The organism is Kitasatospora sp. NPDC094019 (assembly GCF_044764505.1).
Classification (GTDB): Bacteria; Actinomycetota; Actinomycetes; order Streptomycetales; family Streptomycetaceae; genus Kitasatospora.
Genome location: NZ_JBIWIF010000001.1, coordinates 241,278 through 265,967, shown reverse-complemented (window position 1 = coordinate 265,967; position 24,690 = coordinate 241,278). Strand labels below are relative to the sequence as shown.

Genomic DNA, 24,690 nt, shown 5'->3' with positions numbered 1-24,690 from the left:
CGTCGTCCCCCCACCCCCGCGACCTCCCAGGAGCTTCCCCGTGCGCCGTACCACCTCCGTGTTCGCCACCGCCCTGCTCGCCGCCGCTGCCGCGCTCACCGCGCCCGCCGCCGCCGGTGCCGCCGAGAACGCCCCGAGCGCCGCCCCCGCAGCCTTGACCGCCGGCAGCTGTACCGTCACCCGGGCCGGCCTCGGCTTCCTCGGCACCTGTACGGACATCGACCCGATGCAGACCTGGCGGGTCGCGGGCACCTGCCAGACCATCGGCACCAACGGGATCCCCGTGTACTCGGCGGCCAACGGCAGCTGGGTCACCGGCAACACCCGCGCCACCGCGACCTGCTTCGGCACCGCGATGCCGCTCTCCGGCTGGATCGTCTCCGGCCCCGCCGTCCCGGCCGGCCCGGTCGGCCGGATCAGCGGCTACGCCGACAAGTGCGTGGACGTGCGCGGCGGCACCAACGGCAACAACACCCCCGTGCAGATCTGGGACTGCCTCGGCAACGCCGCCCAGACCTGGAAGGTCGGCACCGACGGCACCGTCCGGGCGCTGGGCAAGTGCCTGGACGTCCAGGGCGGCAACACCGGCAACGCCACCCTGGTGCAGATCTACGACTGCAACGGCAGCGGCGCCCAGCAGTGGCAGGCCCGGCCCGACGGCTCGCTGCTCAACCCGCAGTCCGGCCGCTGCCTGGACGACCTGGGGTACTCGACCACGAACGGCAACCAGCTCGGCATCTGGGACTGCAACGGCGCCGCCAACCAGGTCTGGCACCTGCCGGTCTGACGCGTCGTTCCCCTGACCTCACTACCTCTGGGAGTTTCCCCGTGCGTCGAATCGCCGCCCTGTTCGCCACCGCCCTGCTCGCGGGCGCCGCCGCGCTCACCGCGCCCGCCGCCCACGCCGCTGCGAGCACCGCCCCGCAGGCCACCCCGCCCGCACCGGTCGCGAACGCCACGGCCGCGCAGAACTGTTCCATCACCGGCTTGGTCTACGGTGCCACCGGGACCTGTACCGGCCTCGACCCGAACCAGACCTGGAGCGTCGGCGGCTGGTGCCAGGCATGGGAGAACGGCTTCCCGGTCACGAAGCCGCTCTTCGGTCCGACTGCCGTCGGTGACGGTACGGTCGGCGCGTCCTGTGTCATGGGCGGGACGGTGGCGTTCGTCCAGATCGTGTTCGGCCCCACGCCCCCGGCCGGTCCGACCGGCCGGATCACCGGGTACGCGGACAAGTGCGTGGACGTGCGCGGCGGCACCAACGGCAACAGCACCCCGGTCCAGATCTGGGACTGCACCGGCGCCGCCGGCCAGCAGTGGAAGGTGGCGGCGGACGGGACGATCCGGGCCCTCGGCAAGTGCCTGGACGTGCAGGGCGGCCGGACCGGCCAGGGCACCCTGGTGCAGATCTACGACTGCAACGGCACCGGGGCCCAGCAGTGGCAGGCCCGGCCCGACGGTTCGCTGCTCAACCCGCAGTCCGGCCGCTGCCTGGACGACCTGGGCTTCTCCACCACGAACGGCAACCAGCTCGGTATCTGGGACTGCAACGGCGCCGCCAACCAGGTCTGGCACCTGCCCGTCTGACGCGTCGTTCCCCTGACCTCACCACTTCTTGGGAGTTCCCTCGTGCGTCGAATCGCCGCCCTGTTCGCCACCGCCCTGCTGGCCGGGGCCGCCGCGCTGACCGCTCCGGCCGCCAATGCCGTCGGGAGCGGTCCGCAGGCCGCGCCGCCCGCGCCGGTCGCCGCTGCCTCGCCCGCCGAGAACTGCTCGCTCGCCTACCGGGGTACGTCCGTCACCGGGACCTGTTCAGGGCTCGACCCGCAGCAGACCTGGACCGTTTCGGGCTACTGCCAGGAGATCGTGAACGGCTTCCCCGACATCGAGCCGCTCTGGGTCGCGTCGCCGGGGAGCGGTGACGGCACCATCTTCGCGTCCTGCATCTACGGCGGGACGGTGGCCGCCGCCAAGGTCGTCTTCGGGCCCACGCCCCCGGCCGGGCCGTTCGGTCGGATCACCGGCTACGGGAACAAGTGCGTCACCGTGAAGGACAGCACCGCCAATGGCACGCCGGTGCAGATGTGGGACTGCGTGGGCAGCACCACCCAGACCTGGAAGGTCGCCGCCGACGGCACCCTCCGCACCCTCGGCAAGTGCCTGGACGTGCGGGGCGGTGTGACCGACATGGGCACCCCGGTGCAGCTCTACGACTGCAACGGCGGTGGCGCCCAGCAGTGGCGGGCCCGGGCGGACGGTTCGCTGTTCAACCCGATGTCCGGCCGGTGCCTGGACGACTTCGCGTACTCCACCACCAACGGCAGCTCGATCGTCATCTGGGACTGCAACGGCGCCGCCAACCAGGTCTGGCACCTGCCCGTCTGACGCGTCGTTCCCCTGCCCTCACTACCTCTTGGGAGTTTCACCGTGCGTCGAATCGCCGCCCTGTTCGCCACCGCCCTGCTCGCCGGGGCCGCGGCGCTGACCGCGCCCGCCGCCAACGCCGCCGGGAGCGGCTCGGCCGCAGGGGCACCTGCCGCCGGCTCGGCCGCCGACAACTGCTCCGTCTCCACCGTCCCCGGGGGCTTCTCCGCCAGCTGTTCGGGGATCGACCCGATGCAGACCTGGGTCATCGCGGGTACCTGTATACGGTATGACTGGAACCTCGAGGAGATGCTCTACTCGCCTGCTTCGACGTCCCTGGCCACTGGTAGTACCACCAGCACGGCTCAGTGCCTCGCCGGGTGGAATCCCTGGCGGGTGAGCGTCGTGTTCGGGCCCACGCCCCCGGCCGGGCCGTTCGGTCGGATCACCGGCTACGGGAACAAGTGCGTCACCGTGAAGGACGGCAGCACCGCCAACAGCACGCCGGTGCAGATGTGGGACTGCGGGGGCAACACCGCCCAGACCTGGAAGGTGCTCGCCGACGGCACCGTCCGCACCCTCGGCAAGTGCCTGGACGTGCGGGGCGGCGTGACCGACATCGGCACCCCGGTGCAGCTCTACGACTGCAACGGCGGCGGCGCCCAGAAGTGGCAGGCCCGGGCGGACGGTTCGCTGTTCAACCCGATGTCCGGCCGGTGCCTGGACGACTTCGCGTACTCCACCACCAACGGCAGCTCGATCGTCATCTGGGACTGCAACGGCTACGCCAACCAGGTCTGGCACCTGCCCGTCTGATTCCGCTCAGCCCCCGTCCGCGGTGCTCCGGCCCAGCACACCGTGGGCCAGGGCGGCGAGGCCGGCCGTGATCCGCTCCGGGGTGACGCCGGCCGCGCGCTGGTGGCGGAACAGCTCCGGGGCGAGCGGGGCGAGCAGCTGGTCGGCCAGGACCTCCGGGTCCGGCCGGCCGGCCTCGCGCACCAGGTGGGTCACGTGCAGCCGCCAGAACGCGTGGGCGCCGGTCCGGTAGCGGGCCTCGCCGGTCTCGGCGCCGAGCACCAGGTGGACGTGGGTCTCCAGCAGCTCGACCATCGCGGCGTAGAAGGCGGCCAGCCGGTCGGCGGGGGCGGGGGTCTCCCCGGCGGCCGGGTCGCCCGGGCCGAGCGGGGGCGTGCCGCGCAGCAGCCGCTCCTGGAGGGCGCGCTCGTGCTCGTCGAGCAGGGCGCGGGCGATCGAGGCGCGGTCGGGGTAGCGGCGGTAGAGCGTGCCGCGGCCGATGCCGGCGGCCCGGGCGATGTCGTCCATGGTGACGGCGGCTGGGTCGCCCGAGGCGAACAGCCGCTCGGCGGCGGCCAGCACCTTGGCCCGGTTGCGGGCGGCGTCGGCCCGTTCGCGGGGCGGCGGGCCGTCGGCCAGGGGGAGCGCGGTCGGCTCGGTCGGCTCGGTGGTCATGGGGAGCAACGGTAGAGCGAAGGCACGCCCAAGGGAAGTGGACACACTGTCCGCTTCCCTTTATCGTTGGAGCCGTCGGCAAGTGGACGTTGTGTCCGCTTATTTCGGCGGCATCGTCCCGCCCAGACCGTTCCAGGGGTTCACCGTGTCCCACCTCCTGCACCTCGACAGCAGCGCGCGCACCGACTCCTTCACCCGCCGCCTCGGCGCCGCCTTCGCCGACGCCTGGCGGGCCGGCGGCGGCGAGGTCACCCACCGCGACCTCGCCGCCGACCCGGTCCCGCCGATCCGCGAGGGCTGGACCACGATCTGCGACACCCTCCAGCGCGAGGAGATCACCGAGATCGCCCGCTACTCCGAAGCGGTCCGCACCGAACAGGAGCGCGAAGCCTGGGCCGTGGTCCGGCCGCTGCTCGACGAACTCGTCGCCGCCGACGCCGTCCTGGTCGGCGCGCCGATGTACAACTTCGGCATCCCGTCCGTGCTCAAGGCGTGGATCGACCAGGTCACCTTCCCGAGGATGGTGCTCACGCCGCGCAAGTTCGTGGTGGTCGCGGCCCGCGGCGGCGCCTACGGCCCGGGCACCCCGCGCGCGCCCTACGACCACAACGGCCGCTACCTGACCGACTTCTTCCGCGGCCACTACGCGGTCGAGGACGCCGAGGTGATCGCCGCCGAACTCGTCAACTCCCTGGTCGACCCGGCCCTGGCCGGGCGGCTCGGCCAGCACCGGGAGTCCTTGGCCGACGCGCTGTACCGGGCCGGTGAACTCGGCACCAAGCTGGTCGGCTACCGCGTCCCGAGGGAGGACTGAGCGCCGTGCCGTGGCTCTGGCTGCTGCTCGCGGGGGTGGTGGAGGTCGCCTGGGCGCAGTCGATCGAACCGACCCGGGGTTTCACCCGTCTCCCGCAGAGCCTCCTCTGCCTCGCGCTCATGCTGGCCGCGGTGTTCCTGCTCTCCCGCGCGATGCGGGACCTCCCGGTCGGCACCGGCTACGCCGTCTTCACCGGCATCGGCACCGTCGGCACCGTCCTGACGGGCCTCGCCCTCCGCCACGAGGTCCCGTCCCCGACCACCTTCGCCGGCCTCGGCCTGATCACGGCCGGCCTGGTCACGGTGCACCTGGGGGCGGCCGGCTGAGGGCTGTCCGCCGGGGGTGTGGGTGGAATACGTCGGCGTGGCCATCGCCGACACATCGGCCGCCGGAGGCGCGGGATGTCCGTGACGCAGATCGACATCGACGAAATCGACGAAGAGGCGCTGGAACGCGTCATGACACGGGCAGGGGCCCGGACCAAGAAGGAGGCGGTGGATCCGGCGCTCCGGTTCCATGTCGAGCAGCAGGAGCGCACGGCGTCCATCGGCCGCCACTTCGAACGGGCCCGCCGCCGGGGGGCAATGGAGGACGCCGAGCGCCTGCACCGGGCGGCGAAGGGCGCACAGTGATCCGGCTGCTCGACGCGGTTCCCGTTCAGGCCGAGGGCAGAGCATCCTGGGGCGCCGTTGACCTGGCCCGCTCGAGCGATGCTGCCCAGGGGTGCGGGTTGCGGTGCGGGTGAGCGATCGACCGGCGCGCGGAGCCTTCCGCGCGCCGGTCGAGTGCTATTACGAGCACCCCTCGATCGGGTGAAGATGATTGGCTCATCGCAATGCGTTTGCAACACGCTCTCTGTCGTGCAAACTGAGATCTACTGGACCGACCGGTCCGAGGAGCACATTGCCAGGCACGGTGTGACTCCCGACGAGGTGGAGCAGGTCGTGTTCACCCGGCCGAGGTGGTTCTCCTCGGGACGCGAGGGGACGACGCTCTGCCTCGGCGTTACGGATGCCGGGCGCCATCTGTTGGTGGTGCTGGTGGTGAGCACGGCGGCGAGGTCGAGCTGGTACTGCGCCACAGCGCGGGACATGACCGGCTCCGAGCGGCGCTTGTTCCTCAAGCGGACGAGTTGAGGTGGCACATGACTGACAACGGCGCGGATGTCGAAGCACTGGCCGAGTACTACGAGACGCACGAGCTGACCGAGGAAGAGATCATGGCAGCCGAACCGGCCGAACCTGTGCCGGTGGAGTCGGTGATGATCACGACCTCGCTGCGGCTGCCGAAGCCCGTGATGGACGAGGTCCGGCGGAGGGCGGGCCTCCGGGGAATCAAGCCGACCGCGATCATGAGGGAGTGGATCGAGGCGGCGGTCGCCGACCAGGAGGCCGTCGTCCCACTCAGCGTGATCACCGCGGCGGTGGCGGAGTACCAGCACCGGAAGGTGTCGTGAACGTCAGGCGGTCAGGGCCCGGGTGATGCCGGCCGCCGCGCGGGCCTCGTCGTAGCGGAGCAGGAGGAGGCGGGCGAGTTCCGGGGTGGGGGCGAGCACGTCGGCCAGCACGTCGGCGGCGGCCTCGGTGGAAGCCCCGGCGATGCGGTCGGGGAGCAGGCCGGGGGCGAGCAGGTAGGGGGAGACGGCGACCCGGTCGACGGCCGGGTCGCGGCGCAGGGCGGCGACGGCGTCGGGGACGCGGGGGCCGCCCGCGGAGGCGTAGGCGACCTCGACGGCGGCCCAGCCGCGGCTGCGGCGCCACTCGGTGGCGACCGCCCTGGTGGCGGCGTCGGCGGCCGGGTCGGAGGAGCCGGCGGCGGCGAGGACGACGCCGGTGCGGGCGCGCGCGGCGGGGGAGGCGAGTTCCGGCGCGGCCTCGCCGAGCCGGCGGTCGAGCGCGGCGAGCAGCAGCGGTGACGGCCCCAGCACGTCCGCGAGCGGCAGGTCGGCGCCGGCCGCGCGCAGGGCGGCGGGGATGTCGTGCTTGGCGTGGAAGGCCCGGTTGAGCAGCAGCGGGACGGCGATCGTGGCGCGGTCGAGCCGGCCCACCACCTGCGGAATGCGCGGCGCGCAGTGGTCCAGGTAGGCGGTGGCGACGTCGAGGCCGGGGCGCAGCCGGTGCAACTGGGAGACCAGGGCGGCCACCGCGGCGGCGTGCCGGGGGTCGCGGCTGCCGTGGGCGATCAGCAGCAGGGCGGGGCCGCCCGCCGCCACCGGGGTGGCGGGGGCGGCGGACAGCCGTCGTTCGGTCATGCGAGGGGCCTCACTTGACGGCGGCCAGCAGGCCGCGGTTGCGCAGGACCCGGCGCTCGACCGGGGTGAAGACCAGCAGTTCGATGGCGATGCCGACGAACAGGATCAGGATGATGCCGAGCAGGACGCCCGCCATGTCGGAGAACTCGCGCTGGTTCTCCAGGAACCGGCCGAGGCCGAGGCCCAGGTCGGGGGAGGAGGCGACGAGTTCGGCGGCCATCAGCGAGCGCCAGGAGAAGGCCCAGCCCTGCTTGAGTCCGGCGAGGTAGCCGGGCAGCGCGGCCGGCAGCAGGATGTGCCGGGCCCCGGCCAGGCCGGTGGCGCCGATGGTGCGGCCGGCCCGCAGGAACAGCGGCGGCACCTGGTCGATGCCGGCGACGAGCCCGTTGGCGATCGAGGGGACGGCGCCGAGCAGGATGACGGCGTACATCATCGAGTCGTTGATGCCGAGCCAGATGACGGCGGCGGGCACCCAGGCGACCGAGGGCAGCGACTGGAGGCCGGAGAGGACCGGGCCGACCGCGGCGCGCACCGGCCTGACCCGGGAGACCAGCAGGCCGATCGGGGTGCCGATGAGGAGCGCGACCACGAAGCCGGACAGGCCGCGCCAGACGCTGGTCCAGATGATCGAGAACAGCGTGCCCTGGTACCAGAGGTCCTCGGCGGCGTGCCAGACGTCCAGCGGGCTGGGCAGCTTGTACGCGGTGGTGACGTGCAGGCTGTAGGCGGCCTGCCAGAGCGCGAGCACCAGGAGGACGCCGAGCAGGGGCGGCAGGACCTTCTGCCGGAAGGTCTCGGCGGTGGAGCTGCGCTGGGTGACGACCGCGTCCAGCGCGTCCAGCCCGGCCTCGACGCCGGCGAGGTCGGCGACGGTACCGCCCTGGCCCGGCCCGGCCTTGGTGGTGGTGTCAGTGCTGGCCATGGCGGCGGATCTCCCCACGCAGTTCTTCGGTGATCTCGATGGACAGGTCCGCCACGCCGGTGGACTCGATCCGGCGGGGCTGCGGGAGGTCGATCGTCCACTCCCGGGCGACCCGGCCGGGGCGGGAGGAGAGCAGGACCACGCGCTGGGCGAGCCGGACGGCCTCGCGCACGTTGTGGGTGACGAAGAGGACGGACAGCTTCTGTTCGGCCCAGATCCGGGTGATCTCGTTGTGCAGGACGTCGCGGGTGATGGCGTCGAGGGCGGCGAACGGCTCGTCCATGAGCAGTACCTGGCTGCCCTGGGCGAGGGCGCGGGCCATCGCGACGCGCTGGCGCATGCCGCCGGACAGCTCGTGCACCCGCTTGCCGTAGGAGCCCTGGAGCCGGACGAGTTCGAGCAGTCGCTCGGCCTCCGGGCGGCGTTCGGCGCGGGGCACGCCGGCGAGCTTGAGGGCGAGTTCGATGTTCTTGCCGGCGGTGAGCCAGGGGAAGAGCGCGTGCTCCTGGAACATCAGCGCGGGGCGTCCGCCGGGGACCTCGATGCTGCCCGCGGTGGGCTTGTCGAGGCCGGCGACCAGGTTGAGCAGGGTGGACTTGCCGCAGCCCGAGGCGCCGAGCAGCGTGACGAACTCGCCCGGGGCGACGTCGAGGGTGATGTCGTCCAGGACGTGGGTCTGCGCGCCGGGGCGGCCGAAGGTCTTGTGCACGTTCGAGATCCGGACGGCGGGGGCACCGTCGAGGGTGCCGACGCCGGTGGCGTCGTTCGAGGTGGTCAGTGCCGGGCTCATTCCGGACACCTCCTGCGTGGTGTGGTCTGGCATCTGGCGTCGAGGGAGCGGGGCCGGGGCCGGGCCCCGCCCGACCGTGCTCGGGGCATCGAGCGGGTTCCGTACGGACGGGCGGGGGCCGGACCTCGGGGTTCGGGCGCGGTACTGCGGTACGGCGGGCGCTACTTGGCGCCGAGGCCGGCGTCCGCGACGGGGCTCTGCCCCTTCTCCTTCAGCACCTTGTTGAGCAGGGTGAGGTCGTAGATGCCGTTCAGGTTCGGCTTCTTGAGCAGGCCCGCGGTGACCGCGTTGTCCGCCTCGGTCTGCAGGGTGGAGGCCAGCGGGTCGTCCAGGAAGTCGATGTCGGCCCAGGCCGGGTCGAGGATGGCGGGCTCCAGGGCGTTGCCGGCCTCCTTCTTGATCGCCTCGTTGGCGGTGGCCTTGGCCTTGGCCGGGTCGGCCTTGATGGCGGCGTTGGTGTTCACCGAGCCGCGCAGGACGGCCTCGACCACGTCGGGGTGCTCGGTGAGGAACTTCTGCGAGACGATGATGTTGGTGATCACGAACTTCTTGTCGGGCCAGATGTCCTTCTCGTTGAGGAGGACCTTCGCCCCGAGGGTGACCAGCTTGGAGGCGGTCGGCTCGGGCACCCAGGCGGCGTCGATGGAGCCCTGCTTGTAGGCGTCCGGGGTGACCTTGTTGTCGGAGCGGACCACGCTGACGTCGCCGGCGCCGGACTGGGCGTCGACCTTGAAGCCCTTGCCGGCCAGGTAGTTGAGCAGTGCCACGTCCTGGGTGTTGCCCAGCTGCGGGGTGGCGATCTTCTTGCCCTTGAGGTCGTCCAGCGAGGTGACCTTGTCCGGGTTGGCGACCAGCTTGACCCCGCCGGAGGCCGAACCGCCGATGATCTTCAGCGACTTGCCCTCGGACTTGGTGAAGCCGTTGATCGCCGGGGAGGGGCCGATCCAGCCGATGTCGATCGAGCCGGCGTTGAGCGCCTCGATCTCGGCCGGTCCCGCGTTGAAGACCTGGGTCTTGATCTGGGTGGCGCCCAGTTCCTTCTGGAATATGCCGTCCTGGAGGCCGACCAGCGGAGTGCCGTGGGTCAGGTTGGCGAAGTAGCCGATCCGCACGGTGTCGGCGGAGAGCTTGGCGGCCCCGGTGGAGGCGGAACCGGCGGCCGGGGCCGCGGTGCCGGTCTTCTTGTCGTTGCTGTCGGAGCCGTAGCCGCAGGCGGAGAGCAGCGTGACGGCGGTGAGGCCGGCCACGGCGGCCGCGGCGGTGCGTCTGATCCGGCCGGCGCGGGGGCGGGTGGTCGGATGCGGGTCGTGGCCGTGCGACAGTGCCAGGTTCGGTGCCATGGTGGGTCCTGTTCGCGGACGGACCGTCAGGAGGCGGTCTCGGGGCGGACGTTCGGTCAAGGTTGGTGCTTGCGGCACCGCGTGGGTGCCGGGCAAGCCGGGCCGGCCCGCGGTCGTGGCGGTCGGCCCGGTGACAGGGCGCTTCTCAGCCCTGTCGGCCCGCACATCGCGTCAAGCCGCCCTGGCCGCTGCCGAGGACGCCGCTGCCGATGCGGCCGCCTTCCTTGTCCATGCCCGAGAACGCCTCGCTGGGCATCAGACCCAGTCCTCCTCGTCGGGTTCGTTGGCGTCGGTGGTGCGTACAGTGGCGAAGGACTCGCCCGCCATGCCGGCGGTGAGAGTGGTGCCGTCGGCCGGGTCGATCAGCAGGAAGGACCCGGTCCGGCGGTTGTGGGCGTAGTCGTCGAGCGCCAGCGGCTCGGCGGTGCGCAGCACCACGTGGCCGATGTCGTTGACGTTCAGGCCGTCGGCGCCGGAGCGCCGCTCCAGCGTGTCGATGTCGATCCGGTAGCCGATCTCCTTGACCAGCGCCCGGACGGTGCGGGTGGTGTGCTTGAGCAGCACCTTGTCGCCGGCGCGCAGCGGCCGCTCGTTGAGGTGGCTGACGGTGGCCTCGATGTCCTTGGTGGGGACAGGGGCCGGGCCGGCCGCGATGAGGTCGCCGCGGGAGATGTCGATGTCGTCCGTGAGCCGCACGGTGACCGACTGGGGGGACCAGGCGATGTCGGTGGCGCGGCCGAGCACGTCGATCCCGGCGACGGTGGTGGTGTGGCCGGAGGGCAGCACGGTGACCGGGTCGCCGACCCGCAGCACGCCGGAGGCCAGCTGGCCCGCGTAACCGCGGTAGTCCGGGTGCTCCTCGGTCTGCGGGCGGATCACGTACTGGACCGGGAAGCGGGTCGGTTCGGCGCTCGGGTCGCTGCCCACCGGCACCGTCTCCAGGTGCTCCAGCAGGGTCGGGCCGCCGTACCAGTCCATGTGCGCGGAGGGTTCGACGACGTTGTCCCCGGCCAGCGCGGAGATCGGGACGGCGAGCACGTCCCCGATGCCGAGCGAGGTGGCGTAGGAGGTGAACTCGGCGGCGATGGCGGCGAAGGCGGGCTCCGCGTAGTCGACCAGGTCCATCTTGTTGACCGCGAGCACGACGTGCGGGACGCGCAGCAGGGCGGCGACGGCGGCGTGGCGGCGGGTCTGCTCGACCACGCCGTTGCGGGCGTCGACCAGGACGACGGCGAGTTCGGCGGTGGAGGCGCCGGTGACCATGTTGCGGGTGTACTGCACGTGGCCGGGGGTGTCGGCGAGGATGAACCGCCGCCGGGGGGTGGCGAAGTAGCGGTAGGCGACGTCGATGGTGATGCCCTGCTCGCGCTCGGCGCGCAGGCCGTCGGTGAGCAGCGCCAGGTCGGGCGCCTCCTGGCCGCGGCTGAGGGAGACCCGCTCGACGGCCTCCAGCTGGTCGGCGAGCACGGACTTGGAGTCGTGCAGCAGCCGGCCGACCAGGGTGGACTTGCCGTCGTCGACGGATCCGGCGGTGGCGAAGCGCAGCAGCGAGGTGGCGGTGCCGGTCTGGGTCATGCCGGTCGGGGTGGTGCTCATTAGAAGTATCCCTCGCGCTTGCGGTCTTCCATCGCGGCCTCGGAGAGCTTGTCGTCGGCGCGGGTGGCGCCGCGCTCGGTGAGGCGGCTGGCGGCGATCTCGGTGATGACGGCCCGGATGGTGGCGGCGTCGGAGTCGACGGCGCCGGTGCAGGACATGTCGCCGACGGTGCGGTAGCGGATCAGCCGCCGCTCGACGGGCTCGTCGTCCCTGGGCCCGCCCCACTCGCCGGCGGTCAGCCACATGCCGCCGCGGGCGAAGACGTCGCGCTCGTGGGCGTAGTAGATCGCGGGGAGTTCGATGTTCTCGCGCTCGATGTACTGCCAGACGTCCAGCTCGGTCCAGTTGGAGAGCGGGAAGACGCGCACGTGCTCGCCGACGGCGTGCCGGCCGTTGTAGAGCGACCACAGCTCGGGGCGCTGGCGGCGCGGGTCCCAGGCGCCGAACTCGTCGCGGAGGGAGAAGACGCGCTCCTTGGCGCGGGCCTTCTCCTCGTCGCGGCGGCCGCCGCCGAAGACGGCGTCGAAGCGGCCCTTCTCGATCGCGTCGAGCAGGGGGACGGTCTGCAGCGGGTTGCGGGTGCCGTCCGGCCGCTCGCGCAGCACACCCCGGTCGATGAAGTCCTGCACCGAGGCGACGTGCAGCCGCAGGTTGTGCTCGGCCGCCACCCGGTCGCGGTACTCGATGACCTCGGGGAAGTTGTGGCCGGTGTCGACGTGCAGCAGTGCGAACGGCACGGCGGCGGGCGCGAACGCCTTGAGCGCCAGGTGCAGCATGACGATGGAGTCCTTGCCGCCGGAGAACAGGATCACCGGGCGCTCGAACTCCCCCGCGACCTCGCGGAAGATGTGCACCGACTCGGCCTCCAGCGCGTCCAGATGGGACAGTGCGAAGGGGTTGTCGTCGGTACGGAGCAGGCTGTCCGTCGCGGTGGTCATGCCAGGCCCCTCTCGGTCAGGAAGACGTGCAGTTCGGCGGCGGAGTCGGCGACCTCGCGGCCCTGGGTCTGCAACCGCAGCTCCGGGTCCTCCGGGGCCTCGTACGGGTCGTCGACGCCGGTGAGGCCGGAGATCTCGCCGGCCGCCTGCTTCGCGTACAGCCCCTTGACGTCGCGCTCGGCGCACAGCTCGACCGGGGTGGCGACGTGGATCTCCAGGAACGCGGTGCCGTTGGCGGCGTGGCGCTCGCGGACCGCCGCCCGGGAGTCCGCGAACGGGGCGATCACCGGGGCGAGCACCTTGACGCCGTTGGCGGCGAGCTTCTCGGCGACGAAGCCGATCCGGGTGACGTTGGTGTGGCGGTCCTCGCGGCTGAAACCGAGGCCCTTGGAGAGGAACTCGCGGATCTCGTCGCCGTCCAGGACCTCGACCTTGTGGCCCTCGGCGCGCAGCCGCTCGGCCAGGGCGAAGGCGAGCGTGGTCTTGCCCGCGCTCGGGAGCCCGGTCAGCCACACGGTGGCGCCGCGCTCGCGGGGGCCGGCCGCGGGGGCCGCCTCTGCGGCTCCGGCGGCGGCCGGGGTGTCGGCTGTGGTCACGGTGAAGTCCTTAGAACGGGGGGTCGACGGGGATCGGTGGTGGTCCGTGCCGGTCCACGGGGACCGGGCCTAGAGGTGGATGCCGCACTCGGTCTTGCCGGAGCCGGACCAGCGGCCGGACCTGGCGTCCTCGCCCTCGCCCGGCTTGCGGGTGCAGGAGAGCGGCGAGCAGCCGATCGAGGTGTAGCCCTCCCACAGCAGCGGGTTGAGCAGCACGCCGTTGGCGTTGACGTAGGCGTCCACGTCCTCCTGGGTCCAGCGGGCGATCGGGGCGATCTTGACCTTGCGGCGCCGGGGGTCCCAGGAGACCACGGGGGTGTTCGCGCGGGTCGGCGACTCGTCGCGGCGCAGTCCGGTGGCCCAGGCGTCGTAGCCGGCCAGGCCGCGGTTGAGCGGCTCGACCTTCCGCAGCGCGCAGCACTGGTCCGGGTCGCGGTCGTGCAGCTCCGGCCCGTACCGCTCGTCCTGCTCGGCCACGGTCAGCGCCGGGGTGAGCGTGATGACGTTGACCCGCATGGTCGCGGCCACGGCGTCCCGGGTGCCGATGGTCTCCGGGAAGTGGTAGCCGGTGTCCAGGAACACCACGTCCACGCCGGGGAACACCGAGGAGGCGAGGTGGGCGACCACCGCGTCCTCCATCGAGGAGGTGACGCAGAAGCGCTTCCCGAAGGTGTCGGCGGCCCAGCGCAGCACCTCCTGCGGGGCGGCCTCCTCCAGCTCGTGGCCGGCCCGGGTGGCCAGCGCCTCGAAGTCAGTCGTCGTGCCGGTCACTCCGGTTACCCCCATTGCTCGGTGACAGCAGGCCGAGGAACTTCAACTGGAAGGCCCGGCGGCACCCGTGGCATTCCCAGGCGCCGTGCCCGGCCTCGGACGGGCGCAGGTCCTCGTCCCCGCAGTAGGGGCAGAAGAAGGGGGCGGCACGCTCGCTCACGACAACTGCTCCTCGCCGGCCCGCGCCGCCCACTGGGCGAAGCGCTCGCCTTCGGCGCGGTCCTCCTGGTACCGGGTCAGGACGCGCTCGACGTAGTCGGGCAGGCCGTCCTTGGTGACCTTGAGGCCGCGGACCTTGCGGCCGAAGCCGGCCTCCAGCCCGAGCGCGCCGCCCAGGTGCACCTGGTAGCCCTCGACCTGGTTGCCCTGCTCGTCCGTCACCAGCTGGCCCTTGAGACCGATGTCCGCGACCTGGATGCGGGCGCAGGCGTTCGGGCAGCCGTTGATGTTGATGGTCAGCGGCTCGGCGAAGTCGGGCAGCCGCTGCTCCAGCTCGTCGATCAGGGTGCGGCCGCGCTCCTTGGTCTCGACGATGGCGAGCTTGCAGTACTCGATGCCGGTGCAGGCCATGGTGCCGCGGCGGAACGGCGAGGGGGTGACCCGCAGGTCCAGTGCCTCCAGGCCGGCCACCAGGGACTCGACCCGGTCCTCGGCGATGTCGAGCACGATCATCTTCTGTTCGGCGGTGGTCCGCAGCCGGTCGCTGCCGTGGGCCTCGGCGAGGTCGGCGATCTGCCCGAGCAGTTTGCCGTCGACCCGGCCGACCCGGGGCGCGAAGCCGACGTAGTAGCGGCCGTCCTTCTGCCGGTGCACGCCGACGTGGTCGCGCCAGCGGCCGCTCGGCTCCGCCGGGGCGGGGCCGTCGACCAGCTTGTACTTGAGGTACTCGTCCTCCAGCACCTGGCGGAACTTCTCGGTGCCCCAGTCGGCGACCAGGAACTTCAGCCGGGCGCGGTTGCGCAGCCGGCGGTAGCCGTAGTCGCGGAAGATGCCGATCACGCCGCCGTAGACGTCGGCGACCTCGTCGAGCGGGACCCAGGCGCCGAGCCGGACGCCGAGCTTGGGGTTGGTGGACAGGCCGCCGCCGACCCAGAGGTCGAAGCCGGGGCCGTGCTCGGGGTGGACCACGCCGACGAACGCGATGTCGTTGATCTCGTGGGCGACGTCCAGGAGCGGGGAGCCGGAGACCGCGGACTTGAACTTGCGCGGCAGGTTGGAGAAGTCCTTGTTGCCGATGAAGCGGCGCTGGATCTCGTCGATGGCGGAGGTGCCGTCGATGATCTCGTCCTCGGCGATGCCGGCCACCGGGGAGCCGAGGATGACGCGCGGGGTGTCGCCGCACGCCTCGGTGGTGGACAGGCCGACGGCCTCCAGCTTCTGCCAGATCGCCGGGACGTCCTCGATCCGGATCCAGTGGTACTGGACGTTCTGCCGGTCGGTCAGGTCGGCGGTGTTGCGGCCGTACTCCTCGGAGACCTCGGCGACGGCGCGCAGCTGGGCGACCGTCAGCCGGCCGCCGTCGATCCGGACCCGGAGCATGAAGTACTCGGCGTCGAGCTCGTGCGGGTCCAGGATCGCGGTCTTGCCGCCGTCGATGCCCTCCTTGCGCTGGGTGTACAGCCCCCACCAGCGCATCCGCCCGCGCAGGTCGGCCGGGTCGATCGAGTCGAAGCCCCGCTGCGCGTAGATCGTCTCAATACGTGTCCGTACGTTGAGACCGTCGTCATCCTTCTTGAACTGCTCGTTGGCGTTCAGAGGAGTGAAGTGGCCCATGCCCCACTGGCCCTCGCCGCGGTGACGGGTCACCTTGCGGACCGCGGCGGGGCGGGGCGCGGGGGCGCTCTCGGCCGTTGGCTCGGCGGTCTCGGGGGTGGTGGCCATGGTGAAGTCCTTCGGGGCAGGTGGCTCTGACGCCGGGTTGGTCGCGGGGCGTACCCGTCCGGGCGAAGCTGCTGTGACCTGCGGGTTTCTCAGGACCGGGTGAGCATTCGCGGCGGCCGGGCGGGGCGCCTGCGCATCCGCTTCGACGGGGACGGCAGTGAGGTGGCGCCGGGTGCGGTGGGAGGCGGCGGGGTTGGGCTCAGGTCACCGGACAGATGGCGCTGGACACGCGAAGGAGATCGACGTGCAGTCGACCTACTAGGGTGGTTCCGGCGCTCGGCATGGCAAGAGATTCGCACGGAGCACGACTCGCGGTCCACTAACGTCCGTATTCTGGACCTCATAGTTTCGGATGGCGAGATGCCGGAGCGTTCCCGCCGCTCCCGCCGATCGGGCCCCCGAGCGCCTCCCGTTCCGCCCCGCCGTCGGGCCGGCGGCGTCCCCGCGCACCGCTCGGACGCCTCCCGGACACCGCTCGGGCACGGCTCGGGCATCGCTCGGGCGCCGCTCGGGCACTGATCACGCGGCTTCCGACGGGCGTCCGTGCCGCGTCCCCGCCCCGGGAGAGCGGCCGACCGGTCCGGGCCCGATAACGTTGGCCCTGTGCAAGCAGCAGGCGAAACGACCCGGTCGAACCCCGAGCGCCCCTCCCGTCGTCGGGGCAAGGGATCCCGGCGGGCGGCCAAGCAGGCCACCTGGCGGACGACCGTCTGGGCGCTGGTCAAGGACACCACCAACACCTGCGTCGAGTACCGGGTCACCGGGCTCGCCGCGGAGGCGGCGTTCTTCACCCTCCTCTCCATCCCCCCGCTGCTGCTCTGCCTGGCCGGCACGCTCGGCTACCTCGACGACTTCCTCGGCGCGGGCACCATCGACAAGCTGAAGGCCGACATCGTCAAGGCGGCCGGCACGGTGCTGTCGGACTCCTCCATCACCCAGGTCGTGCAGCCGCTGCTCCGGCAGGTCTTCGACCAGACCAGGCCGGACCTCGTCTCCATCGGCTTCCTGCTGTCGCTCTGGTCCGGATCGCGGGCGCTCTACATCTTCATCGACACCATCACGGTGATGTACGGGCTCGACGGCAAGCGCGGCATCGTCAAGACCCGGCTGATGTCGCTCGGCCTCTACCTGGGCGCGCTGGTGATCGGCTCACTGGTGCTGCCACTGCTGATGGCCGGGCCCGGGCTGGTGACCAACGCCGTGCCGGAGAGCGGCGGCCTGATCGACGCCGCCTACTGGCCGTTCGCGATCCTGCTGCTGATCGTCTCCCTGACGACCCTCTACCACCTGGCGGTGCCGGTCTCCACGCCCTGGCGCGAGGACATCCCGGGCGCCCTGGTCGCCCTGGTGGTGCTGGTCTTCTGCAGTGTCGCGCTGCGTCTCTACCTGGTCAGCTCGATCGAGGGCCACTCGGTGTACGGCTCGCTGGCCGCGCCGGTGGCCGTCCTGCTGTGGATCTTCGTGGTCGCGCTGGCGGTGCTCATCGGCGCCGCCATGAACGCGGCCATAGACCGCCGCTGGCCCACCCTGGAGACCGCCGACGCCCGCGCCGAGAACGAGCGCGCGCACGAGGAGGCCGCCGCCGCCGTGGTCCGCGAGGTGGCCGCCCGGCGCGCCGTCGAACGGGCCCGCCGGGCGCGCGAGCTGGGCCTCGCCGAGGGCGGCGAGGAGGAGTACTGGGAGGAGGAGGGCGAGGACGCCGACGTGCCCTCCGAGTACCCCGAGCGGTGGGCCGACGTGCTCGCCGCCGACAACGTCCGCGGCCGGATCACGGCGCGCGGCGGCGGACCGCACCACCGCCCCGCCCCGCCGCCGCCGGACAGCGACCGGCCCACCGCGCCGCCGCCCGAGTACCCGCTGCCGAGCCGTCCGCCGAGCCCGCCGTGGGACCGGCGCTGAGCCCGCCGCGCGCCCCGGTGCCGAGTCCCGGGGCGCACGGAACCGCAGGTGGAAAACCGGTTGGCAGGGCCGACCGGGCCCGCTAGCGTGTGAGCGTCCGGTTCGGGCGGCGCCGCGCGCCGCCGGAGGAGAGAAAGCAGGAGGTGGGTCCCGTGGCCACGATTGCCGTGACGGCTGCCCTGGGCAGCAACCGCACTCACCTCTTCCTGCCGGCCGCCGGCTGACGTAGCCCTTCGCGCACGCAGCCGCAGCAGCCCGGCGGGATCACTTTCCTCCCGAAGGGCCCACTGCGTTGTTCAACGCTGCCTCCGTTCCGTTCTCCACCTCCTTCCTGTCCGCCGTCGTCGGCGCCGACGGTTCCGAGCCCGCCCGGCCCGCCGCTTCGCTGGCCGGCTACGGCTGGACCACCGCGCTCGACGAGGTCTTCGCCCCGCTGGCCGAGGCCGGCCTGGTCCCGGCCCGGATCGTCCGGATCGACCGGGGCCGGTGCGACGCCGTCCTCGTCGACCCCGGGACGGGCGAGCTCCGCACCGTCCGGGCCGACACCCGGCAGGTCGGCGACGCCGACATGATCAACTGCCCGTGCACCGGGGACTGGGTCGCCGTCGACCTCGCGCCCGGGCTGCCGATGCCCGCCGTCGCGGCCCTGCTGCCGCGTTCCACCGCGATCATCCGCAAGGTCGCCGGCAAGCGCTCCGACGGCCAGGTGCTCGCCGCCAACGTCGACACCGTCGTGATCGCCGCCTCGCTCGCCGCCGAGCCCGACCTCGGCCGGATCGAGCGCTTCCTCGCCCTCGCCTGGGAGTCCGGCGCCGAGCCGCTGGTCGTCCTCACCAAGGCCGACCTGGTCGACGACGCCGACTTCATCCGGTCCGACGTCGAGGCCGCCGCGCCCGGCGTCACCGTCCTGGTGGTCAGCGCCGAGACGGGCGAGGGGATCGACGTGCTGCGCGCCTGCACGCCCGGCACCACGGCCGTGCTCGGTCAGTCCGGCGTCGGCAAGTCCACCCTCACCAACGCGCTCGCCGGGGACGACGTGATGGCCGTCCAGGCCGCCCGGTCGGGCGACCAGAAGGGCCGGCACACCACGACCACCCGGGAGCTCGTCCTGCTGCCCGGCGGTGGGGTGCTGATCGACACCCCCGGCCTTCGCGAGGTCGGCCTCTACGGCGGTGAGGGCGTGGCCCTCGCCTTCGCCGACATCGAGGAGCTGGCCGAGGGGTGCCGCTTCCACGACTGCGGCCACCGGGGCGAGCCCGGCTGCGCCGTCCGGGCCGCGCTGGAGGACGGCTCGCTGCCGGAGCGCCGGATGGAGAGCTACCTCAAGCTCCAGCGGGAGAACGACTGGATCGCCTCCCGCTCGGACGCCCGGCTCGCCTCCGAGCGGCTGAAGAAGTGGAAGGCCATCACCAAGTCGATGCGCGCCGCGGGTGGTCCCGTGAAGAGGTGATCGCGGGCCTGTGCCCGTCCGTCCGTCCGCGCGCTCAGTGCTGCCGGCGGGCGGGCGGGCGGGCGGCGGGCGTTCGGCGGGCGGCGTCAGCGGAAGTCGGCCACCAGCCGGAACCGCTCCAGGATCACCCGGGTGCCGTCGTCCACGGTGAAGTCCGGGTCGCCGAGCGCCGCGCGCAGCTCCTCGCCGTGCCAGAACGTCTCGTGCCCGGCCCGCCACTCGGCCACCGTCGTGTACCCCTCGCCCTCGTCGAGGGCGTGCCGCAGATCGACCTCGTCGAGCCGGACGATCCGGACGTCGGTGACCTCGGTCACCGCGACGATCCGCCCGGCCGAGTCCACCACGGCCCCCCTGGTCCCGGCCCGCGGCAGCGGCTCGTCCTCGGCCTCGTACTCGGTGACCAGCCCGGTGGTGCTGGTCTTGGCCCCGGACAGCACGGCACCGACCAGCCGGTCCCGCAGCGGACCGGGGAACGCGAACTCCTCGACCCGCAGGGCGGCGACCCGGGGGTCGTCCGGACCGGAGTAGGGCTGCTCGGACACGGGATCTCCTGTCGGTCGGGTCGCGGGACCAGCGCAGGCTATCCGGCCGGGACGGGCGCGGGCTCCCGGTTTTCCGCCGGTCCCGGTGCGGCCGACGCCCATGTCCGATTCCCGCCGGTCGACACCCCGCCGGTGCCGCAGACTGGACAGCGTGATCGACGACGACATCCGGTACCGCGCCGTGGACAGCCGGGACGCCCGCTTCGACGGCGTCTTCTTCACGGCCGTCACCTCGACCGGCATCTACTGCCGGCCGAGCTGCCCGGCCGTGACCCCGAAGCGCGTCAACTGCACCTTCTACCCCAGCGCCGCCGCCGCCCAGCACGCCGGCTTCCGGGCCTGCCGCCGCTGCCGCCCCGACTCCGTCCCCGGTTCGCCCGAGTGGAACCACCGCGCCGACCTGGTCGGCCGGGCCATGCGGCTGATCGGCGACGGTGTGGTGGACCGCGAGGGCGTGGCCGGACTGGCCGACCGCCTCGGCTACAGCTCCCGCCAGCTCCAGCGCCAGCTCACCGCCGAACTCGGCGCCGGCCCGATCGCGCTGGCCCGCGCCCGTCGCGCCCAGACCGCCCGGCTGCTGCTCCAGACCACCGAGCTGCCGGTCACCGAGATCGCCTTCGCGGCCGGCTTCGCCTCCGTCCGGCAGTTCAACGACACCGTGCGGGAGATCTACGACCGCACCCCGAGCGGGCTGCGCGCCGAGGTCGCGGCCGGCCGGCGCGGCGCCACCCCGGCCGGCGGCCTCGCCCTGCGGCTCGCCTACCGGGGCGCCCTGGACAGCGACCACCTGATCGACTTCCTCGCCCTGCGGGCCGTCCCCGGCGTGGAGGAGGTCGTACCCGGCCGGGGCCCCGGGGTGCGGACCTACCGCCGCACCCTCGCCCTCCCCTACGGAACCGGCATCGCCGAGGTGGACGGTCTGGGCACCGACCGGCCGGCCACCCGGGGGTGGCTCGACTGCCGGCTCTTCCTCACCGACCTGCGCGACCTGCCGACCGCCGTCCAGCGCCTGCGGGTCCTGTTCGACCTGGACGCCGACCCGCTCGCGGTCGACGAGCAGCTCGGCGCCGACCCGCTGCTCGGCCCGCTGGTCCGGGCCCGCCCCGGACTGCGCTCACCGGGCCACGTCGACCCGCACGAGCTGGCCGTGCGCGCCGTCCTCGGCCAGCAGGTCACCGTCGGCGCGGCCCGCACCCTGGCCGGCCGGCTGGCCGAGAAGTACGGCACCGCGCTGCCCGAACCCAGCGGCGGACTGCGGCTGCTCTTCCCGACCGCCGCCGCCCTGGCCGGCGCCGACCCGGAGGACTTCGCGATGCCGGCCGCCCGGCGCCGCGCGCTCACCGGCCTGTGCGCCGCGCTCGCGGACGGCACCGTCCGGCTGGACGGCGGCGTCGACCGGGAGGAGGCGGCCGACCGGTTGCTCTCCTTGCCCGGCATCGGCCCGTGGACCGTCGGCTACCTGCGGATGCGCGCGCTCGCCGACCCCGACGTCTTCCTCCCGAGCGACATCGGCGTCAAGCACGGACTGCTCCGGCTCGGCGCCGCGGGGGACCCGAAGTCCGCCGCTCTCGCGGCCGGGTCCTGGGCCCCTTGGCGCTCCTACGCCGTGCACCGCCTCTGGGCGGCCCCGGCCGACGACCTCAGCACCCGAACGGAGAACACCCCCGCATGAGCACCACCGTCTTCACCTTCCTGGAGAGCCCCTTCGGCCGGCTGATGCTCAGCGGCGTCCTGCCGGAGGACGGCGGGCCGGCCGGGCTCGCCACCGTCACCGTCCCCGGCCAGAAGTACGCGCTCGCCGAGCCGGCCGACGACTGGGCCCACGACCCGGACGCGCTCGCGGCGCCGGTCGCCCAGCTCACCGAGTACTTCGCGGGCGAGCGCACCACCTTCGACCTGCCGCTCGCCCCGGTCGGTACCGACTTCCGCAAGCGGATCTGGGAGGCGCTGGACCGGATCCCGTACGGGGAGACCGTCACCTACGGCCAGCTCGCGGACCTGGCGGGCGAGTCCCCGCGGGCCGTCCGCGCGGTCGGTGGCGCGGTCGGTGCCAACCCGCTGCTCATCGTCCGCCCTTGCCACCGCGTCCTCGGAGCCAACGGCGCCCTCACCGGCTTCGCCGCCGGGACGGACCGCAAGCGCTGGCTGCTGGACCTGGAGAGCGGCTCCCTGTTCTGACACCCGGGGAGGCGTGGGGCCGACAGTCGGGCCGGACGGGACGGCACCCTCAGCCGGCGACCGCGGCCAGATCCACCCGCCAGTCGTTGCTGCGCATCCACCGGCCGGGCGGGAACTCGAAGTCGGTCTCGCCGACGAGGGTGAAGCCGGCCCTGCGACAGACGGCGTTGGAGGCGGGATGGTCCACCGAGGGGAAGGCGTGCAGGTGACGGTGGCGCGCGGTGCGGGCGGCGGCCTCGACGGCGGCCCGCGCCGCGGCGGCGGCGATGCCCCGGCCCCGGTACGGCGCGAGCACGTTCCAGCCCATCTCGTAGACGGTGCCGCCCCGCCATGCGCGCTCGGCGTAGCCGACACTGCCGACGTCCGTTCCCCCGGTCGCCGAGCCATCGCTCTCCGGAACCACGCTCTCCAGCACCACGCGGTACATGCAGCCGACCCCGGAGGGGACGAAGTCGAGGTAGCGGCGGTGGCGGACGAGCATCCGCTCCTCGCTCTCCGGACCGCCGACGTGCCGGCGCATCTCCGGGGTGTTGATCAGCCGCAGCAGCGCGAGGTCGGCGTCGGTCCAGGGTTCGAGGCGCAGCGCGGGGGTGTCCATGGCCGGACGATAGTGGCGCCGCCGACCGGGTGGTAGCGGTTTTCGCAGCTCAGGCCGGGGGGTCGGCGAGAGCGAGGGCGAGGTTCTCCAGGGCGGGCAGCGCGTGCATCACGGCGTCGCGGTCGGCGGCGGAGAGGGTGTCGAGGGCGCCGGCGATCCGGCGTTCGTGGGCGCGCTGCCAGTCGTCGAGCTGGCGGCGGCCGGCCGGGGTGAGGGCGATCCGGGCGGTGCGGCGGTCCCCGGGGTCGGCCTGGCGGTCGACGAAGCCGGCCTCCAGCAGCTTGCCGACGAGTCCGCTCACGGTGTTCGGGGCGAGCCGCTGCCGGGCGGCCAGTTCGCCGACCCGCAGCGGGGCGGCGGCGAGCGTCTGGAGGAGTTCGACCTGCGCCATCGGCAGGGACTCCCACGGGTAGTCGGTCCGGATGCTGCTGCGCAGGGCGCGGCGGAGCCGGGTGACCGCGTCGGTGAGCCGGCGGGCGCGTTCGATCGTCGTCGGCTCCGTGTCCTGCGGCTCGATGACCTGCGGGCCTGTGGTGGATTCGGGAACGGATGGTGACGACGGCATGGCCGACAGCGTAGCGCCTGGTACCGGGGCCCTCGGACGGCTGCGGGTCGGTCGGGGGCGACCGGTCGCCTTCGGTGCCTGACCGGTCGCACTCGGAACAGATCGTAGAACGAACATGTCTGCATCCGATATATTTCTCCGTATGAACGCCGCGTCAACGCTCACCGCCCGGCTGCTCGCCGAGCGCCCCCGGCCGCGTGGCATAGCAGGCCGCCGGTGCGCCCCCTGGCTCGCCGTCGGGACCGTCTGCCTGGGCGCGTTCCTCGGCCAGCTGACGGCCAGCGTCACCGCGCTCGTCTACCCCGAGCTCCAGCGCCGGTTCGACACCGGGTTCGCGGCCGTCGAATGGGTCGCCCTCGCCTATCTGCTGGTCCTGGTCGCGCTGCTGGCACCGATCGGCCGGCTCTCCGACCTGGTCGGCCGCAAGACCATGTACCTCGGCGGGTTCGCCGTCTTCGGTCTCGCCTCGCTGGGGGCCGGGTTCGCCGGTGGCCTCGGCGCCCTGGTCGCCTGCCGGGCGGTCCAGGCGGTCGGCGGCGCGATGATGCAGGCCAACAGCGTCGCCCTGGTCGCGCGCGGTGTCCCGGGGCACGCGATGCGCCGGGCGCTCGGCGTGCAGGCGGCGGCGCAGGGCCTCGGCCTGGCGCTGGGTCCGAGCCTCGGCGGGCTGCTGGTGGCGCACGCCTCCTGGCGCTGGGTGTTCTGGATCAACGTGCCGGTCGCCCTGGTGGGCATCGTGGCCGGCTGGTTCCTGCTGCCCCGGACGCGGACAGAGGCGGACCCGGTGCCCCCGTACGCGGATTCCCCGTTCGCTGATTCCCCGTACCCGTCGACGGCGCCGCACCCGCTGTCGCGTCCGCGCGCCGCCGCCGGACCCGACGGATCCGCCGGATCCGTCGTCCGGACCGCCGCCGGGCCCGAGCCGGACGGCGGGCGCTTCGACCTGGCCGGCCTGCTGCTGCTCGGCGGCTCCACCACCGCGCTGCTGCTCGCCCTGTCCGCCGCCTCCGGCCTGCCGCTGTCCGGGTGGGCGGTCGCCGCCCTGCTGGCCGCCGCCGTCCTGTGCACGCTCGGACTGGTCCGCCAGGAACGCCGCGCCACCCGGCCGATCCTCGCCCCCGGACTGGTCAACACCCCCGGTGTCCGCCCCGGCCTCGCGGTCGCGCTGATCGGCTACCTGCTGCTGTTCTGCCCCCTGGTCCTCGGCCCGGTGCTGCTCGCCGAGGCGGGACTCCCGACCGCGCGCTCCGGTCTGGTGATCACCGCGCTCCCGGCCGCGTTCGCGCTGGCCGCGACGGTCGGCGGCGCGCTGCTGCCGCGCGGCTGGTGCGATGTCGCCCGCTGCCGCTGCGGTGCCGCCCTGGCCGGGGCCGGACTGCTCGCCTGCGCGCTGCTGCCCGCGCTGGGCGCGCCCGCGGTGCTGCTGGCGGGCCCACTGCTGGTGGTCGGCGGCGGTCTCGGCCTGTTGCTGCCCGCCAACAACGCGCTGGTGATGCGGGCGATCCCGGCGGCGTGCTCGGCGGTCGGCGGCGGCATGGTCAACATGGCCCGCAGCCTCGGTACGGCGCTCGGCACCGCGCTGCCGGTGCTCGGCGTCCACCTGGCCGGTCCGGCGATGGGCGGTCGGTCGGTCCTGCTGGTGCTCGCCGTCGTCGCGGGCCTCGCCGTCGTGCTCACCCGGCCGGTGCGGCGGCGCTGAGCGGCGGCGCTGTGCGGCGGTGCTGT

General features: G+C 73.3%; 29 protein-coding genes. 14 read left to right on the top strand and 15 right to left on the bottom strand.

Features of this window, described 5'->3' with window-relative positions; genetic code table 11:
- Positions 1-40 precede the first annotated feature (40 nt).
- The 4 genes from ACIQ9P_RS01275 to ACIQ9P_RS01260 are packed head-to-tail and all read left to right on the top strand — an operon-like array spanning position 41 to position 3,180.
- Positions 41-787, top strand: a complete 747-nt coding sequence (locus ACIQ9P_RS01275; protein WP_402347774.1) for a ricin-type beta-trefoil lectin domain protein — start codon at positions 41-43, stop codon at positions 785-787.
- A gap of 41 nt (positions 788-828) precedes the next feature.
- Positions 829-1,587: a ricin-type beta-trefoil lectin domain protein gene (locus ACIQ9P_RS01270; protein WP_402347772.1), complete on the top strand. Its 759-nt coding sequence runs from the start codon at positions 829-831 to the stop codon at positions 1,585-1,587.
- 42 nt (positions 1,588-1,629) lie between these two features.
- Positions 1,630-2,385 carry a ricin-type beta-trefoil lectin domain protein gene (locus tag ACIQ9P_RS01265; protein WP_402347770.1) on the top strand — a complete coding sequence of 252 codons (756 nt, stop codon included), beginning with the start codon at positions 1,630-1,632 and terminating at the stop codon, positions 2,383-2,385.
- Positions 2,386-2,427: 42 nt separating this feature from the next.
- Complete coding sequence (locus ACIQ9P_RS01260; RefSeq protein WP_402347767.1) at positions 2,428-3,180, top strand: ricin-type beta-trefoil lectin domain protein; 753 nt, start codon at positions 2,428-2,430, stop codon at positions 3,178-3,180.
- Positions 3,181-3,186: 6 nt separating this feature from the next.
- Here ACIQ9P_RS01260 and ACIQ9P_RS01255 read toward each other — a convergent pair whose 3' ends face one another.
- Positions 3,187-3,834 carry a TetR/AcrR family transcriptional regulator gene (locus ACIQ9P_RS01255; RefSeq protein ID WP_402347764.1) on the bottom strand — a complete coding sequence of 216 codons (648 nt, stop codon included), beginning with the start codon at positions 3,832-3,834 and terminating at the stop codon, positions 3,187-3,189.
- Between the two features lie 145 nt (positions 3,835-3,979).
- Between ACIQ9P_RS01255 and ACIQ9P_RS01250 the strand changes: the two genes are divergently transcribed.
- From ACIQ9P_RS01250 to ACIQ9P_RS01230, 5 genes are all read left to right on the top strand, one after another.
- Positions 3,980-4,648: an FMN-dependent NADH-azoreductase gene (locus ACIQ9P_RS01250; RefSeq protein ID WP_402347761.1), complete on the top strand. Its 669-nt coding sequence runs from the start codon at positions 3,980-3,982 to the stop codon at positions 4,646-4,648.
- Between the two features lie 5 nt (positions 4,649-4,653).
- Positions 4,654-4,974, top strand: coding sequence for a DMT family transporter (locus ACIQ9P_RS01245; protein ID WP_402347758.1), 321 nt, complete (start codon positions 4,654-4,656; stop codon positions 4,972-4,974).
- Positions 4,975-5,049: 75 nt separating this feature from the next.
- Positions 5,050-5,280: a type II toxin-antitoxin system VapB family antitoxin gene (locus ACIQ9P_RS01240; protein WP_402347756.1), complete on the top strand. Its 231-nt coding sequence runs from the start codon at positions 5,050-5,052 to the stop codon at positions 5,278-5,280.
- Between the two features lie 228 nt (positions 5,281-5,508).
- Complete coding sequence (locus ACIQ9P_RS01235; RefSeq protein WP_402347753.1) at positions 5,509-5,784, top strand: hypothetical protein; 276 nt, start codon at positions 5,509-5,511, stop codon at positions 5,782-5,784.
- An 8-nt stretch (positions 5,785-5,792) separates the two neighbouring features.
- A complete protein-coding gene (locus ACIQ9P_RS01230; RefSeq protein ID WP_402347750.1) occupies positions 5,793-6,104 on the top strand; it encodes a hypothetical protein in 312 nt (103 codons plus the stop codon).
- Between the two features lie 3 nt (positions 6,105-6,107).
- Here the strand turns inward: ACIQ9P_RS01230 and ACIQ9P_RS01225 are convergent, their stop codons facing one another.
- The 11 genes from ACIQ9P_RS01225 to ACIQ9P_RS01175 form a co-directional block, all read right to left on the bottom strand.
- On the bottom strand, positions 6,108-6,899 hold the full coding sequence (locus ACIQ9P_RS01225) for a sirohydrochlorin chelatase (protein ID WP_402347747.1): 792 nt from the start codon (positions 6,897-6,899) through the stop codon (positions 6,108-6,110).
- 10 nt (positions 6,900-6,909) lie between these two features.
- Positions 6,910-7,821: an ABC transporter permease gene (locus tag ACIQ9P_RS01220; protein WP_402347745.1), complete on the bottom strand. Its 912-nt coding sequence runs from the start codon at positions 7,819-7,821 to the stop codon at positions 6,910-6,912.
- Entirely contained in the window at positions 7,808-8,611 is an 804-nt protein-coding gene (locus ACIQ9P_RS01215) for an ABC transporter ATP-binding protein (protein WP_402347742.1), read from the bottom strand. The genes ACIQ9P_RS01220 and ACIQ9P_RS01215 overlap by 14 nt, the downstream gene beginning before the upstream one ends.
- Before the next feature lie 161 nt (positions 8,612-8,772).
- Entirely contained in the window at positions 8,773-9,951 is a 1,179-nt protein-coding gene (locus ACIQ9P_RS01210) for an aliphatic sulfonate ABC transporter substrate-binding protein (protein WP_402347739.1), read from the bottom strand.
- A gap of 255 nt (positions 9,952-10,206) precedes the next feature.
- The gene (locus ACIQ9P_RS01205) at positions 10,207-11,547 is read right to left on the bottom strand and encodes a sulfate adenylyltransferase subunit 1 (protein ID WP_402347736.1); all 1,341 of its coding nucleotides are present in this window, start codon (positions 11,545-11,547) and stop codon (positions 10,207-10,209) included.
- Positions 11,547-12,485 (bottom strand): sulfate adenylyltransferase subunit CysD, encoded by a 939-nt coding sequence (gene cysD, locus ACIQ9P_RS01200; RefSeq protein WP_402347733.1) that lies wholly within the window; start codon positions 12,483-12,485, stop codon positions 11,547-11,549. Before cysD ends, ACIQ9P_RS01205 begins: the two co-directional genes overlap by 1 nt.
- A complete protein-coding gene (cysC, locus tag ACIQ9P_RS01195) occupies positions 12,482-13,081 on the bottom strand; it encodes an adenylyl-sulfate kinase (RefSeq protein WP_402347731.1) in 600 nt (199 codons plus the stop codon). Before cysC ends, cysD begins: the two co-directional genes overlap by 4 nt.
- Before the next feature lie 69 nt (positions 13,082-13,150).
- Positions 13,151-13,852, bottom strand: coding sequence for a phosphoadenylyl-sulfate reductase (locus tag ACIQ9P_RS01190; protein ID WP_402347728.1), 702 nt, complete (start codon positions 13,850-13,852; stop codon positions 13,151-13,153).
- The gene (locus tag ACIQ9P_RS01185) at positions 13,833-14,012 is read right to left on the bottom strand and encodes a hypothetical protein (protein WP_030391290.1); all 180 of its coding nucleotides are present in this window, start codon (positions 14,010-14,012) and stop codon (positions 13,833-13,835) included. The genes ACIQ9P_RS01190 and ACIQ9P_RS01185 overlap by 20 nt, the downstream gene beginning before the upstream one ends.
- Positions 14,009-15,733, bottom strand: coding sequence for a nitrite/sulfite reductase (locus ACIQ9P_RS01180; protein WP_402347724.1), 1,725 nt, complete (start codon positions 15,731-15,733; stop codon positions 14,009-14,011). The genes ACIQ9P_RS01185 and ACIQ9P_RS01180 overlap by 4 nt, the downstream gene beginning before the upstream one ends.
- A 199-nt stretch (positions 15,734-15,932) precedes the next feature.
- The gene (locus ACIQ9P_RS01175) at positions 15,933-16,016 is read right to left on the bottom strand and encodes a putative leader peptide (protein ID WP_310593185.1); all 84 of its coding nucleotides are present in this window, start codon (positions 16,014-16,016) and stop codon (positions 15,933-15,935) included.
- Between the two features lie 320 nt (positions 16,017-16,336).
- On the opposite strand from ACIQ9P_RS01175, the gene ACIQ9P_RS01170 reads away from it, so the two are divergent.
- Together ACIQ9P_RS01170 and rsgA are read left to right on the top strand one after the other, a co-directional pair.
- Positions 16,337-17,632, top strand: coding sequence for a YihY/virulence factor BrkB family protein (locus ACIQ9P_RS01170; RefSeq protein WP_402347721.1), 1,296 nt, complete (start codon positions 16,337-16,339; stop codon positions 17,630-17,632).
- 331 nt (positions 17,633-17,963) lie between these two features.
- A complete protein-coding gene (gene rsgA / locus ACIQ9P_RS01165; RefSeq protein WP_402349794.1) occupies positions 17,964-19,082 on the top strand; it encodes a ribosome small subunit-dependent GTPase A in 1,119 nt (372 codons plus the stop codon).
- An 86-nt stretch (positions 19,083-19,168) separates the two neighbouring features.
- Here the strand turns inward: rsgA and ACIQ9P_RS01160 are convergent, their stop codons facing one another.
- On the bottom strand, positions 19,169-19,576 hold the full coding sequence (locus ACIQ9P_RS01160; RefSeq protein WP_402349791.1) for an ASCH domain-containing protein: 408 nt from the start codon (positions 19,574-19,576) through the stop codon (positions 19,169-19,171).
- 148 nt (positions 19,577-19,724) lie between these two features.
- On the opposite strand from ACIQ9P_RS01160, the gene ACIQ9P_RS01155 reads away from it, so the two are divergent.
- Positions 19,725-21,296, top strand: coding sequence for a DNA-3-methyladenine glycosylase 2 family protein (locus ACIQ9P_RS01155; protein WP_402347718.1), 1,572 nt, complete (start codon positions 19,725-19,727; stop codon positions 21,294-21,296).
- The gene (locus ACIQ9P_RS01150; RefSeq protein WP_402347716.1) at positions 21,293-21,802 is read left to right on the top strand and encodes a methylated-DNA--[protein]-cysteine S-methyltransferase; all 510 of its coding nucleotides are present in this window, start codon (positions 21,293-21,295) and stop codon (positions 21,800-21,802) included. The genes ACIQ9P_RS01155 and ACIQ9P_RS01150 overlap by 4 nt, the downstream gene beginning before the upstream one ends.
- A 49-nt stretch (positions 21,803-21,851) precedes the next feature.
- Here the strand turns inward: ACIQ9P_RS01150 and ACIQ9P_RS01145 are convergent, their stop codons facing one another.
- Positions 21,852-22,400 (bottom strand): GNAT family N-acetyltransferase, encoded by a 549-nt coding sequence (locus ACIQ9P_RS01145; RefSeq protein ID WP_402347713.1) that lies wholly within the window; start codon positions 22,398-22,400, stop codon positions 21,852-21,854.
- Between the two features lie 49 nt (positions 22,401-22,449).
- A complete protein-coding gene (locus ACIQ9P_RS01140) occupies positions 22,450-22,965 on the bottom strand; it encodes a MarR family winged helix-turn-helix transcriptional regulator (protein ID WP_402347710.1) in 516 nt (171 codons plus the stop codon).
- 142 nt (positions 22,966-23,107) lie between these two features.
- Here ACIQ9P_RS01140 and ACIQ9P_RS01135 point away from each other — a divergent pair, with 142 nt between their 5' ends.
- Complete coding sequence (locus ACIQ9P_RS01135; RefSeq protein ID WP_402347707.1) at positions 23,108-24,664, top strand: MFS transporter; 1,557 nt, start codon at positions 23,108-23,110, stop codon at positions 24,662-24,664.
- The last annotated feature ends 26 nt before the right edge of the window (positions 24,665-24,690 follow it).

Excerpts from the sequence above, each read along its gene's own strand:
- ACIQ9P_RS01240 (WP_402347756.1), top strand. The coding sequence starts at position 5,050 with ATGTCCGTGACGCAGATCGACATCGACGAAATCGACGAAGAGGCGCTG.
- ACIQ9P_RS01205 (WP_402347736.1), bottom strand. The coding sequence starts at position 11,547 with ATGAGCACCACCCCGACCGGCATGACCCAGACCGGCACCGCCACCTCG.
- ACIQ9P_RS01150 (WP_402347716.1), top strand. The coding sequence starts at position 21,293 with ATGAGCACCACCGTCTTCACCTTCCTGGAGAGCCCCTTCGGCCGGCTG.
- ACIQ9P_RS01145 (WP_402347713.1), bottom strand. The coding sequence starts at position 22,400 with ATGGACACCCCCGCGCTGCGCCTCGAACCCTGGACCGACGCCGACCTC.
- ACIQ9P_RS01230 (WP_402347750.1), top strand. The coding sequence starts at position 5,793 with ATGACTGACAACGGCGCGGATGTCGAAGCACTGGCCGAGTACTACGAG.
- ACIQ9P_RS01135 (WP_402347707.1), top strand. The coding sequence starts at position 23,108 with ATGAACGCCGCGTCAACGCTCACCGCCCGGCTGCTCGCCGAGCGCCCC.
- ACIQ9P_RS01210 (WP_402347739.1), bottom strand. The coding sequence starts at position 9,951 with ATGGCACCGAACCTGGCACTGTCGCACGGCCACGACCCGCATCCGACC.
- ACIQ9P_RS01220 (WP_402347745.1), bottom strand. The coding sequence starts at position 7,821 with ATGGCCAGCACTGACACCACCACCAAGGCCGGGCCGGGCCAGGGCGGT.
- ACIQ9P_RS01155 (WP_402347718.1), top strand. The coding sequence starts at position 19,725 with ATGTCCGATTCCCGCCGGTCGACACCCCGCCGGTGCCGCAGACTGGAC.
- ACIQ9P_RS01180 (WP_402347724.1), bottom strand. The coding sequence starts at position 15,733 with ATGGCCACCACCCCCGAGACCGCCGAGCCAACGGCCGAGAGCGCCCCC.
- cysD (WP_402347733.1), bottom strand. The coding sequence starts at position 12,485 with ATGACCACCGCGACGGACAGCCTGCTCCGTACCGACGACAACCCCTTC.
- ACIQ9P_RS01215 (WP_402347742.1), bottom strand. The coding sequence starts at position 8,611 with ATGAGCCCGGCACTGACCACCTCGAACGACGCCACCGGCGTCGGCACC.
- ACIQ9P_RS01255 (WP_402347764.1), bottom strand. The coding sequence starts at position 3,834 with ATGACCACCGAGCCGACCGAGCCGACCGCGCTCCCCCTGGCCGACGGC.
- ACIQ9P_RS01225 (WP_402347747.1), bottom strand. The coding sequence starts at position 6,899 with ATGACCGAACGACGGCTGTCCGCCGCCCCCGCCACCCCGGTGGCGGCG.
- ACIQ9P_RS01175 (WP_310593185.1), bottom strand. The coding sequence starts at position 16,016 with ATGCCGAGCGCCGGAACCACCCTAGTAGGTCGACTGCACGTCGATCTC.
- ACIQ9P_RS01140 (WP_402347710.1), bottom strand. The coding sequence starts at position 22,965 with ATGCCGTCGTCACCATCCGTTCCCGAATCCACCACAGGCCCGCAGGTC.